Annotated in this window: 16 protein-coding genes and 1 pseudogene; 10 read left to right on the top strand and 7 right to left on the bottom strand. The window is 52.1% G+C overall.

Annotated features, from left to right (window positions below; all coding sequences use genetic code 11):
- From A0129_RS14675 to A0129_RS14655, 5 genes are all read left to right on the top strand, one after another.
- On the top strand, positions 1 to 381 hold a 381-nt coding region (locus A0129_RS14675; RefSeq protein ID WP_291716158.1), incomplete at its 5' end, for a cbb3-type cytochrome c oxidase subunit I.
- Positions 382 to 506: 125 nt separating this feature from the next.
- Positions 507 to 644, top strand: coding sequence for a cytochrome oxidase small assembly protein (locus tag A0129_RS14670; RefSeq protein ID WP_275272156.1), 138 nt, complete (start codon positions 507 to 509; stop codon positions 642 to 644).
- Positions 645 to 677: 33 nt separating this feature from the next.
- A complete protein-coding gene (locus A0129_RS14665) occupies positions 678 to 1,244 on the top strand; it encodes a cytochrome c oxidase assembly protein (RefSeq protein WP_291716156.1) in 567 nt (188 codons plus the stop codon).
- The gene (locus A0129_RS14660; RefSeq protein WP_291716154.1) at positions 1,244 to 1,474 is read left to right on the top strand and encodes a DUF2970 domain-containing protein; all 231 of its coding nucleotides are present in this window, start codon (positions 1,244 to 1,246) and stop codon (positions 1,472 to 1,474) included. Before A0129_RS14665 ends, A0129_RS14660 begins: the two co-directional genes overlap by 1 nt.
- Positions 1,475 to 1,537: 63 nt before the next feature.
- Positions 1,538 to 2,392: a cytochrome c oxidase subunit 3 gene (locus A0129_RS14655; protein WP_291716152.1), complete on the top strand. Its 855-nt coding sequence runs from the start codon at positions 1,538 to 1,540 to the stop codon at positions 2,390 to 2,392.
- Positions 2,393 to 2,487: 95 nt separating this feature from the next.
- Here the strand turns inward: A0129_RS14655 and A0129_RS14650 are convergent, their stop codons facing one another.
- Complete coding sequence (locus tag A0129_RS14650; RefSeq protein ID WP_291716150.1) at positions 2,488 to 2,688, bottom strand: twin transmembrane helix small protein; 201 nt, start codon at positions 2,686 to 2,688, stop codon at positions 2,488 to 2,490.
- Between the two features lie 53 nt (positions 2,689 to 2,741).
- On the opposite strand from A0129_RS14650, the gene A0129_RS14645 reads away from it, so the two are divergent.
- From A0129_RS14645 to A0129_RS14625, 5 genes are read left to right on the top strand one after another with little or no spacing between them, the layout of a single operon-like run.
- Complete coding sequence (locus A0129_RS14645; RefSeq protein WP_291716147.1) at positions 2,742 to 3,551, top strand: SURF1 family protein; 810 nt, start codon at positions 2,742 to 2,744, stop codon at positions 3,549 to 3,551.
- A gap of 3 nt (positions 3,552 to 3,554) precedes the next feature.
- On the top strand, positions 3,555 to 4,187 hold the full coding sequence (locus tag A0129_RS14640; RefSeq protein WP_291716145.1) for a cytochrome C oxidase subunit I: 633 nt from the start codon (positions 3,555 to 3,557) through the stop codon (positions 4,185 to 4,187).
- A 15-nt stretch (positions 4,188 to 4,202) separates the two neighbouring features.
- On the top strand, positions 4,203 to 5,210 hold the full coding sequence (locus A0129_RS14635) for a heme A synthase (protein ID WP_291716143.1): 1,008 nt from the start codon (positions 4,203 to 4,205) through the stop codon (positions 5,208 to 5,210).
- Positions 5,211 to 5,218: 8 nt separating this feature from the next.
- Positions 5,219 to 6,121, top strand: coding sequence for a heme o synthase (gene cyoE / locus A0129_RS14630; RefSeq protein WP_291716141.1), 903 nt, complete (start codon positions 5,219 to 5,221; stop codon positions 6,119 to 6,121).
- A gap of 5 nt (positions 6,122 to 6,126) precedes the next feature.
- A complete protein-coding gene (locus A0129_RS14625; RefSeq protein ID WP_291716139.1) occupies positions 6,127 to 6,729 on the top strand; it encodes an SCO family protein in 603 nt (200 codons plus the stop codon).
- Here A0129_RS14625 and A0129_RS14620 read toward each other — a convergent pair whose 3' ends face one another.
- The 6 genes and pseudogenes from A0129_RS14620 to istB form a co-directional block, all read right to left on the bottom strand.
- Positions 6,730 to 7,365: a hypothetical protein gene (locus A0129_RS14620; protein WP_291716137.1), complete on the bottom strand. Its 636-nt coding sequence runs from the start codon at positions 7,363 to 7,365 to the stop codon at positions 6,730 to 6,732.
- 122 nt (positions 7,366 to 7,487) lie between these two features.
- On the bottom strand, positions 7,488 to 8,210 hold the full coding sequence (locus tag A0129_RS14615) for a hypothetical protein (protein WP_291716135.1): 723 nt from the start codon (positions 8,208 to 8,210) through the stop codon (positions 7,488 to 7,490).
- 15 nt (positions 8,211 to 8,225) lie between these two features.
- Entirely contained in the window at positions 8,226 to 8,903 is a 678-nt protein-coding gene (locus A0129_RS14610; protein WP_291716133.1) for a glutathione S-transferase, read from the bottom strand.
- A gap of 74 nt (positions 8,904 to 8,977) precedes the next feature.
- Positions 8,978 to 9,904, bottom strand: a complete 927-nt coding sequence (gene rpoH / locus A0129_RS14605; RefSeq protein ID WP_291716131.1) for an RNA polymerase sigma factor RpoH — start codon at positions 9,902 to 9,904, stop codon at positions 8,978 to 8,980.
- Between the two features lie 400 nt (positions 9,905 to 10,304).
- On the bottom strand, positions 10,305 to 11,087 hold the full coding sequence (locus A0129_RS14600) for a hypothetical protein (protein ID WP_291716129.1): 783 nt from the start codon (positions 11,085 to 11,087) through the stop codon (positions 10,305 to 10,307).
- Between the two features lie 30 nt (positions 11,088 to 11,117).
- Positions 11,118 to 11,544, bottom strand: a pseudogene (gene istB, locus A0129_RS14595) (IS21-like element IS1326 family helper ATPase IstB); the annotation flags it as partial.

Here is an 11,544-nt window from a genome sequence, read left to right as displayed (position 1 = left end):
TTTGCAGGTACTTACTACTGGCTGCCCAAGTGGTCTGGCCGCATGTACAGCGAAACATTGGGCAAGTGGCACTTCTGGTCATCCTTGATCAGCTTCAACGTCACTTTCTTCCCAATGCACTTCCTGGGCTTGGCCGGTATGCCACGTCGTTATGCCGATTACGCCACACAGTTCACTGACTTCCATGCCATTGCCACTGTGGGTGCGTTCTGGTTCGGTTTGTCGCAGTTGATCTTCCTGTGGTGCGTACTGCGTGCATGGATGTTCCAGAAGGGCGAGGCAGCGCCTGCCAAGCCATGGGAAGGTGCTGAAGGTCTGGAGTGGACAGTTCCATCACCAGCACCGTTCCACACCTTTGAAGATCCACCCACAGTGAAGTAATTCACCCAAGGGTTTAACAATGGGGGTTTGGTTGTTGCCAACCCCCCGTTGTGTAAAGCGGCTTTGCTCTTGTCTGTTACTCAAGGCTCCTTTACACAACGAATCGGTTCAGCAAGGAAGTAAGCGTGACCCCTGAAGAAAAAGAGAAAGCGAAACAGAACAAGCGCACTGGTTTGATTTTGCTGTCGGTGGCTGCCGTGTTTTTTATCGGCATTCTGATTCGCAAGGTGATGGAACCCAGCATCTTGAATTTGATGAACTAGGTTTTAATGAATTTGCAGTGGAGGTAAAGCAGCATGGCCAACGGAAATAGTCAAAAAACAAGCGGTTTGCACAAGCAGATGGTTGTGTGCCTTGTCGTGATTGTTGTGGCCATGTTTGCCTTCGGTTACGCATTGGTACCCATTTACAAGGCCATTTGTGAAATCACCGGGATTAACGTGCTCACACCGCAAACCAAGAATGCGGAAGAAATCGTGAAGAATACCCAAGTGGACAAAAGCCGAAGCATTGAAGTGATCTTTGACGCCAATGAGCGAGGCAAATTTCAGTTCAAGCCCGAGACGAATCGAATGATGGTTCATCCAGGTGAGCTGGTGACCATGAATTATGTGGTGTACAACAACCTGCAGAACGACACTGCAGGTCAGGCCATACCCAGTTATTTGCCCAGCAAGGCAGCTGAGCATTTCACCAAGCTGGAATGTTTCTGCTTTAAACAGCAGCCATTCAAGGCAGGTGAAACAAAAGAGTTTCCGGTGGTGTTTGTGATCAACCCCAAGTTGCCACAAGATGTACACACCATCACATTGAGTTATACGTTTTTTGAAGTGGCCGGCGCTACAGCCATGGCGGCTGAATAGTGTCCAAAGACATCAAAGAAGCCGCGTCACGCAAAGCGAGCACCGCCACCTTTTTGCAAACGCTGTCAGCGGTGTTGTGGTCATTTTTCGGGGTCCGAAAGGGTAAAAACCATTCGGAGGACATGCAGAAGTTAAATCCGGTCCACGTCATTATTGTGGGTCTGTTGGCAGCCGCTGGTTTTGTGATCGGGCTGCTGGTATTGGTAAATTTTGTGGTGAGTTCCGCTTAAGCCGTACGAAACTCGCTGTTGCAGTATTGAAGCATCTAAATTAAAGAAATAGGAGAAACCACCATGCGTGCGAATGCACCATATTACTTTGTGCCCGGCTTGTCCCAGTGGCCTGTGCTTGGCGCAGTGGCCATGTTCTTTTTTGTACTGGGCATGTCCCAGTGGGTAAACGGCGCTGCATCAGGCCCTTACCTGTTCGCACTCAGCATGGCAATTCTTATTTATGTGCTCACAGGCTGGTTCAAGCATGTGGTGGGCGAATCCGAAAGTGGTCAGTACAGTGCCAGGGTGGATGTCTCCTTCCGCTGGTCCATGGGCTGGTTCATTTTCTCCGAAGTCATGTTCTTTGCCGCATTTTTCGGTGCGCTGTTTTATGCTCGTCAAATCGCCATGCCCTGGCTTGGTGACATCGACAACAAGGCTTTCCTGTGGCCCGACTTCACAGCCAACTGGCCCAACACTGGCCCGGCTGGCACCATTGACGCATTCCAGACCATGGGCCCATGGCCAATTCCCACCATCAACACCGCGTTGTTGCTGACATCGGGCCTTACCCTGACCTGGGCGCACCACGCGCTGATCGCCAACAAGCGTTCACAGTTGATTTGGGGCTTGGCGTTGACCGTGTTGTTGGGCGCAATCTTCATGGGTTTCCAGGCCTATGAATACATTCACGCTTACCGCGATTTGAACCTGAAGTTAACATCAGGTATTTTCGGTTCAACCTTCTTCATGCTGACCGGTTTCCACGGTTTCCACGTGACTATCGGCGCCATCATGCTGTTCTTCATCATGATTCGCTGCATCAAGGGTCACTTCACGCCACAAAACCACTTCGCATTTGAAGCGGCAGCTTGGTATTGGCACTTCGTGGACGTCGTGTGGTTGGGCTTGTACGTGGTGGTTTACTGGCTGTAATTCGGGTATTTCCCGGCAGGCTGTAAAACACACAATTAAAAAAGCCACTGGAAAATTCCGGTGGCTTTTTTTTGGATATCGAGCTTACATTGAGCTTATCGAATGCCAGTTGACTCTATCCAGCCCATGTACCAGGCAAACAGAATCAGCAGGAACAGCGCGATGGACAAACCGATGCGCATGGTCAACGCGTTGACGGTTCGGCTGGATTTGCTTTTGTCCTTCATGAGAAAGAAAAAAGCCGAACCCAGGCTTAGCAGGATGCCCAGGAACGCCAGGCCAATGATGAACTTCATGGTGAACACCTTTCAAAAACTAACCGTGTACAGCACACAATTGGAAGTATGTCATGGTTAACGCAGTGAAAACACCGGGAAAGACAAAGCTGGCTTTCAGCGTCCTGCTGGGTGCCGGGCTGGTGTGGCTCACCTTCAGTTTGGGGCAATGGCAAACGGGGCGGGCTCACGAAAAACAATCCCTGTTTGATGCACAGGCCCGCGCATTGGCGGCCGAGGCTGTGTCTCCGGGCAGTCCACGGTTGGACTTGGACAATATGTCCTACCGAAAAATTGATTTGAGGGGTAGGTTCGAAGCCAAAGCCCTGATATACATAGACAATCGTCAAGTGAATGGGCGACCCGCCGTTCAGGTGGTGCAGGGTTTTCGGCCAGAGGGTGCCAGTTTTCTGATACCTGTCGATCGGGGGCTGTTGTTGAGAAACCCGGCCCAGCCACGGCTTGCACCGGAGATGCCCACCGAGGCCACGCAGGCTGGGGATTTGTTTGATTTAAAAGGAACAATTCTGCCGCGTTTTGCCCAGTCGGCTGAATTGCGGGGTATTGCCTTGGGCGAGGCCGACCGCATCACGAAGGCACAAAGCAATGGTTATGAGGTGTGGTCGAATTTCAGTGTGATTGAATTTGAAAAGCACGCTGGCGAGCCAGTCAGCAATTTTGTAGTAACCCAGCAGCCAGTTGCGCAAACAGCCGGGCAGCAAGCACCGGCCGGTAAAGTGGACGGTTTTTATCACCTCACGGTGCCGTTGCAAGAACAAGTGGCCAAGCACAGGGGATACGCCTTTCAATGGTTTACCATGTCGGCGGTGTTGGTTTTGCTGACTCTGTTTTTTTGTGTATCGAGAGTTTTACAAGGGAAATAAAACATGAATGCAGCCAGCGCACCCGCGAAGCTGAACAAGGGCCGAATGACCATATTGTTGGTGTTCCTCACTTGCGCCTTGCCCATTGTGGCGGCCTTCTATTTGTACTTCTTTGACAAGCCCGAAGGCACCAACAACTACGGCACCATTCTGGATCCGCAAGTGGATGTGTCCACCGAGGTATTTAAAAACATCAATGGCGATGATTTCACCATGCAGCAGGTGGCTGACAAGTGGGTGCTGATTCAGGTGATCAACAGTGATTGCGACGAGGTGTGTCAGAACACCATGTACTTCCAGCGTCAGGCCCGTGCTTCGAAAGGCAAAGAACAAGGTCGAATTGAACGTGTTGTGTTTGTCACCGATGATGGTCCCCTTGAAACACTGCTGCTGCGTCAGTTTCCCGACGTTCATTTCGTACGGGCAAGCGAAGACCAACTGAAAAGCTGGTTGCCGCTGGAGCAGGGCATTGTGGGCAACAAAGGCAGTGCCGACATTGGAACGGTTCGGGACCATGTGTTTGTGGCGGATCCACTCGGGCATGTCATGATGCGCTTTCCGCCAAATAACACCCTGCAGTTTGACAAGTTTCGCAAAGACATCAGCCGCCTGTTGTGGGCATCCAATATTGGTTAATTCGAGAGCAGCATCATGAGCAGTTACAAGCGTTTGGTCGCATTCACCACCGTACTTACCTTCCTGTTGATCATGTTGGGCGCTTTTGTGCGCTTGACCGACGCCGGTTTGGGTTGCCCGGATTGGCCTGGTTGCTATGGCAAGTTGACACCCACGCACGCCGCTGAGGAAATTGCGCAGGCCGTTGAAATTCAGGGCGGCACTCATGGCCCGGTGTCCATGCCAAAAGCATGGAAGGAAATGGTGCACCGCTATGTGGCCACGTTTCTGGGTTTGTTGATCATTGGCATTATGGTGATGGCCTGGAAAAAGCGTGCTGAATTGAAGCAATCTCCTGCGCTAGCCACCTGGCTGTTTTTTGCGGTGTGTTTGCAAGGTGCATTTGGTGCCTGGACGGTCACCATGCTGCTCAAGCCCGCGATTGTGACTGGTCACCTCATCGGCGGCATGACTATTCTTGGCATGTTGACCTGGCTATGGCTACGCCAAACCAGCCCTGCCCGCACGGTGGCGCCGCCCAGTGATTTGAGCGGATTGCGCCTGTTGGCGCGTGTGGGCTTTGTGGCTGTGGCTGTGCAAATTATCTTGGGCGGTTGGGTCAGCACCAACTATGCCGCGGTGGTGTGTACCGACTTCCCGACTTGTCAGGGCAGTTTCTGGCCGCACATGGAATTCAAGGATGCATTTCACATCATTCGGCACTTGGGTGAAACCCCTGAAGGCGAAGTTCTGAATGTGGCCTCACTCACCGCGATTCACTTTATTCACCGTATCGGGGCCTTGGTGGTTACTGGTATTTTGGGCTTCCTCGCTTTTGCACTTTGGCGCAACCCGGGCACCAAGCCATTGGCGATTAAACTGGTGGCCGTGCTGGCTTTGCAAATTGCCATGGGCATTGGTAACGTGGTGTTTCAATTGCCTTTGTGGTTGGCCGTGGCGCACAATGGGGGCGCAGCGCTGTTGCTGGTCACCCTGATCTTGGTAAACTATCGGGTTGCGGGCAATCGCCATCGAATTTCATAAGGCTCAACATGCCATCCGTTGAAAAAACAAAAGCCGTGGGTAGTTTTTCTCACGTGGCCAAACAGTACTGGACATTGACCAAGCCACGCGTGGTGGCCTTGATTGTGTTTTGCGCAGTTATTGGCATGTTTTTGGCAACACCCGATTTGCCCGATGCCCAGGTATTGATCGCGGGCACCTTGGGTATCTGGCTAGTGGCGGGTGCGGCTGCCGCATTCAATTGCCTGGTTGAACAGCAGATTGACGCGAAAATGGCGCGTACGCGCGCACGTCCCCTGCCCCGAGGCGAGCTGAATTCAGTCCAGACACTGGTTTTTTCCAGCATGGTGGGTGGCGTTGGTGTGTGGATTCTTTATGTGTTTGTGAATCCCTTAACCATGTGGCTGACACTGGCCACCTTCGTGGGTTACGCCATTATTTATACCCTTCTGTTAAAGCCCAATACGCCACAAAATATTGTGATTGGCGGTGCGTCGGGTGCCATGCCACCCGTACTGGGTTGGGCTGCGGTCACCAACGGTGTATCGGCTGAGGCTTTGGTGTTGTTCCTGATTATTTTTGTATGGACCCCGCCGCATTTTTGGGCGCTCGCTTTGTACCGCACGCAAGAGTATGCACGCGCTGGTCTGCCGATGTTGCCTGTTACCCATGGCGCTGCATTCACGCAGTTCCACGTGTTTTTGTACACCATCATGCTGGCGGCCACCACGCTGATTCCCTATGCCATGAAAATGAGCGGTCTCATTTACCTGGTCAGTGCCGTGGTATTGAATGCCATTTTCATCGGCTATGGTTACAAAATCTGGAAAAACTACAGCGATGCCCTGGCGAAAAAGGCATTCACGTATTCCATCGCCTATCTGGCGTTCTTGTTCGCGGCCTTATTGGTCGATCACTATGTCACGGTGTAAGCAGTATGCGCAGTGTATTGAAGCAAGTAAGAACATGGTTTTTGGTGGGCGCAGTGGCCTTGCTGGCCGCGTGTAACGCAGGCCCGGCCAGTTTTACCAACACGGACATCACCGGATCTTCACTGGTGGCCAATTTCAAGTTGAAAGACTTGTCGGGCACAGAGCGCACCATGGAAAGCTACCAAGGAAAGGTGGTGGCCATGTTCTTCGGCTACACCCATTGCCCGGATGTCTGCCCCATCACCATGCAACAGTGGAACGAGGTGAAAACCAAGCTGGGCGAGAAGGGCGACAACTTGCAGGTGCTGTTTGTGTCAGTTGACCCAGAGCGCGACACGCCCGAGTTGCTGAAAAAGTATGTGCCCCAGTTCAACCCTACCTTTGATGCACTTACCGCGGAATCTTCCGAAGAATTGAAGCCCCTGTTGGCTGGCTTGCGGGTGTACGCCGGCAAGGTGGAAGGCAGCTCGCCCGACAACTACCTGATGGACCATACCTCTGCAAGCTATGTGTTCGATCAACAGGGTCGTGCCCGCTTGCTGGTTCGCCACAACGCAGACTCTGCACCCGTGGTCAGCGATGTCGAGCAAATTCTCGACGGCAAGTAATTACTCTTTTCTGGCTGTGATTACACTGTAACTAAGTTGCGGCAAGTTCATGGCCATTTGTGCCATGAATTCGGCCAAGGTGCGTTTTTTGTCCTGCTGCGCCGTGTTTGCCTGTTTCGAGTGCACCGTGTCGCAATCAATGTTGAACACCACCTCCCATTCCACCAACAGCGGTTCACCTTCCGGGCCGTGATTGATTAATGCAATCACAGGTCTGCCTTCAAAAAGTTCGTTGCCAATAAGGTTCAGTGTGGCTTGTGGCGTGTTGCCTGCATACCAATCGGCAAGCAGTTCTGCTTTTCTTAAGCCCCTCAGCAAAGCGGCTGGCGTGGTGCCCATGCTCCCAATCAGCAAGTCGGGGCACTCGGCCCAGCGCATGATTTCCTGAATATAGGGATCGTTCAACGGATGCCCGTGTCTGTCTTTGGGCAAGTGGCTCCAGCCAATGTCATGGTGATGAAGAATGGTGCCCAGCGCACAAGGCCCACTGGCACGTGGTACGCCATCTGGTGCTGTAAAGGCGTAAAGGTTGGTTAAATCAAACTTGGACTTGCTCGGGAATGCTTTGGGTTTGTTGGCGCTGACAATTGTTTTCGCCTCGGAAAAATCGATTCCGAAGTGTGTGTTGTCGCTCATAAAAAATAGATCCTTTGCCGCCGCGTTCAACCCACATCTTATTCAGTGAATAAGCGTATTCGCGCCTTGCATAGTTTTATGCACGACTCAAACTCCGTTGTGCAGACCCAAGATACTCGCGATTATTCAGTGGGCAGGTTGGCCGTGTTGCTGCTGGCTTGCAAAGGTATGGGCAGGCTACCCACGGGGGATGGCGCGCCCAGGGTGGAGAGTAAACCGTCCAATGCATCGGTCACTGGGCCTAGCACGGCATCCAGTGGTCCCGGTGCCGGCTCTTCGGTTTCGGGTGGGGGTGCTGGTGGCGGATTGTTGTTGCCACCACCTGTGCCTGAATCGTTATTGCCTGATTCACTCGTGCCAGTGGTTTCAGTGGTGCTGGCGTTGTCCTCGTTGTCGCTGTATATGGCTGCGGTAGCACCCAAAAACACCACGCTTTCCAGCACCGGAAAACCGGTTGATTCACCGCTGCTACTCTGGGTACCAAACAGGCCAAACAGGTCCGGGGCGTCTTCAGTGGTACTTGCAGTTTTGCCGGTGGTTTGCTGACCGTCAAAGTACACGCCTTCGCCATACAGGTCTGTGGCGATCCACTGGGGCACCTGGTCCATATCAACCACTTCAAGGTTGAAGGTGGCCGCTGCACCATTCTCGATGATCAGCGCATCCTTCACGCCAGTGAACTCAATGACTGCCTTTGTGCCCGCATCGCTGAGAACGCGGTCACCCGGCAATAGAACCATGCCCGCCTGTGCAGGCAGGAAAAAGCCATCCCGAATCAACTGCACATTGCCGTTGACCTGGGTGATTTTTGCCTGTTGTTCTATAGACGTACTTGCTGCGTTCATGCGTGTTCAGCGAATTTAAGCGTAATTGTACGGGCCGCCCACTTCCAGCGCTTTTTTGAAGCTGGGCATGGCGTGAATGCGTTTGACGTAAGCTGCAATTTTAGGCATGCTGCTGACGCTTTCTGCCCGGCTCATGGTTGCTTCAAGCGGAAAGCTCATCATGAAATCAGCCCCGGTCATTTCGCTGCCGCAAAACCACTCATTCTTGGCCAGCACGCTTTCAATGTAAGCGAACTGCTTTTCAAGGTTGGGGTTGATGAAACTGCTTTTCACCTGCTTGGAAATACCGCGTGCAATTGGCAGCACAATTGGCTTGAGCAAAGCGGGTACAGGGGCATTTTCAATTTTATTGAACACCAAAGTCATGACCAGTGGGGGCATGGCTGTGCCCTCGGCAAAGTGCATCCAGTAGGTGTAGTCACGGTGAGCCTGGGTACCGGCGGCTGGGCGAAACTTACCGCCAGCCTTGTCGATCAGGTATTCCACAATGGCACCACTCTCAGCCACTGTAATGTCGCCATCCGTAATCACGGGCGATTTTCCCAAAGGGTGAATTTTCAGCAACTCCGGTGGGGCCAGGTAGGTTTTGGCGTCGCGGGCGTAGCGCTTTACTTTGTATGGCAGGCCAAGTTCTTCAAGCAGCCAGATAATGCGCTGCGAGCGTGAGTGTTCCAGGTGATGTACTTCAATCATGGTCGTAAAAAAGGGCTTGTTGCCAAGCCCTTAGTGTAGGTTAGTTTTCACCCAAAATGATTACAGCCTGGATTTTAAGCTTCACCGTGTTCGTATTTCAGCAAAGCGGTTTTCATCTTTTTCATGGCTTGGGTTTCAATTTGACGAACCCGCTCAGCCGACACACCCAGCTCTGCAGCCAGGTCGTGCAGGGTTTTGGCGTTGTCACCGGCCAACCAGCGGCTGGAAATAATGCGCTGGCTGCGCTCGTCCAGGCTGGCCAAGGCCATGTCCAGGCCTTCGCTGTGCAGGCGCTCCATGTTGACACCTTCAAGCACCTCGGTGGGCTCGGCGCCTTCAGCGGCCAAATAGCGTACGGGGTTGTAGCTGTTTTCTTCGCTGTCTACATCGACTACCGGGTCCAGGCTGAATTCATGGCCCGCCATGCGGCGCTCCATGTCGTACACATCCTCGGGACGCACATTCAATTCACTGGCCACTTCGTTGATTTGATCTGGCGACAGGGTCTGACCGTACTTCTTGAAGCTGTTCAAGTTGAAAAACAGCTTGCGGTGCGCCTTCGTGGTGATCATTTTCACCATGCGCCAGTTGCGAATGATGTACTCGTGGATTTCAGCCTTGATCCAATGCAGCGCAAAGCTGACCAGCCGCACGCCACGCGTGGGGTCGAATCGCTTCACGGCTTTCATCAGGCCAATATTGCCTTCCTGAATGAGATCGGCGTGGGGCAAGCCATAGCCCAAATACTGCCGTGCAACGGCAACCACCAGTCGCAGGTGGCTGAGCACCAAGCGGCGGGCTGCTTCGAGATCGTTGTCGCGTTGCAGGCGTTCGCCAAGCTCAACTTCTTCTTCAGGCGACAACATGGGAATTTGGTGTGTGGCTGAAATGTAGGCATCTAGGTTGCCAAGCGGGCCACGGGCCACCAGCGCCCATGGGTCGCGCACGGCAAGACTGCTGCCAGCGGCGCGGGTGTTAGCAAGGGTCAATGCAGTGGTCATGATTGCGGTGTTCTCCGAATAAATGAACCAATTTCCAGTTAATTTTAGCACTCTTCGCTTAGGAGTGCTAATGGGTCCGAAAGTTCCACTACAAACCCCTCTGCATTCAAAATTGTCGGCGTTCATGTCATTTGTCATTAAATTCAGTTTTTTGTCATTTTGTTGAATGATAATTATTACTTTTAATGTGGCTGCAATGCTAGGTTTGTTCAGACAAATGCTCTTCTGATTACTTCAAACAATGGGTGTTACGAATCGGTAAAGATTTGTTGTGGCTGAATTTCGGCCGAAGCGGTCATGAGCTTCTAGATTTTGAAAGTCTCTAAAGTCAACTTGAACCGACTCTGGATAACTTTTGAATTAACGGGCGCCGTTAGACATCTCTCGCGAGGGATTGGCCCTAGAGCTTGATCCCATATTGCTCTACAATCCAGCGCCGATAGTAAGGGTCAACAATGTGCTCACCGATTTTCTTGGCTATCGGCTTGCTCTTACGAATGCTTTCGGAGTTAAGGGCGGAGCATAGAACTAAAAACTTACCAAGCGGGTAGACCCGTTGCTTCTTGGTCGGAAACAGGTACAAATCCATCTTCGGCTCAATTTTTTCGGACATTTCAAAGTAGGCGATCTGATTGGCCACAGAGACCGTTCCCATGGCGCCAGACGCTATCTGTTCGATAAGAATTGACCGAGGTGCTTCACTGCCCATCACCAGGAGTCTCGACAGCACCGCAGTAGCTTGGCGCCTCAAGAAGGCATCCGTCTTCCAGAGGTTGTCATATTTCTTGATGAACTCAAGGAGTGACTTCGGGGATGAGTACTTTGCCTTAAACCAGAGCAGGGCATAGAACCCAGATGGCTCCTTTTGGGCAACCGAAAGCCTCCTTACCGCTTTTTCGGCGTCTTCAATAAAGTCAGCGGCGCTTGGCGTAGTTGGGATCTCCCAGTTGGTAAGCAGATTGACGATTTGAACAATCGAGATGTCGTCAAAAACACTCAAGTCGTCAAGGATCTTGAGGACCGCTGCGCCTGTTGCCTTCGAGTAACCAAGACTAGAAAGATAGAACAGCAGATTCGACCTTAGGCTAGGGTGGTTGATGTAGATCGAATGTAAATTCCGCAGCATCTTTCGGCTCTTCAGCCTGCTGTTGATTTGCACCCAAATTTGACCCGGGATTTGCATTGAATTTTGACCCACCCCTTGGTGTCAGAATTATGTCTCGATTTTCAGTTTTCGGGTTTGTTTTTCCTCCTTCTTGTTCTGAGTTGAACTGTGTTTGAAGCGGTAACTTTCGTTGCCAGTTTCCAGAATGTGGCAGTGGTGGGTCAGTCGGTCCAACAACGCTGTGGTCATCTTTTCATCGCCAAACACCCGACTCCATTCCGAGAAGCTCAAGTTGGTGGTCAGTATCACGCTGGTTTTCTCGTACAGTTTCGATAGCAGGTGAAACAGCAGTGCTCCGCCGGTTTGACTAAATGGCAAATACCCCAGCTCATCCAGAATCACCAAGTCGGCATACAACAAGCGGTTTGCGATTTGTCCCTGTCGCCCAGATACTTTCTCTTGCTCCAGTGCATTGACCAAATCCACGGTGGAGAAGAAACGCACACGCCGGTTCAAATGCATCACTGCTTGCGTG

The sequence above is a fragment of the Limnobacter sp. CACIAM 66H1 genome (assembly GCF_001601825.1).
Classification (GTDB): Bacteria; Pseudomonadota; Gammaproteobacteria; order Burkholderiales; family Burkholderiaceae_B; genus Limnobacter.
The sequence above is the reverse complement of the archived record's forward strand: the minus strand, read 5'-3'. Positions and strand labels throughout refer to the sequence as shown.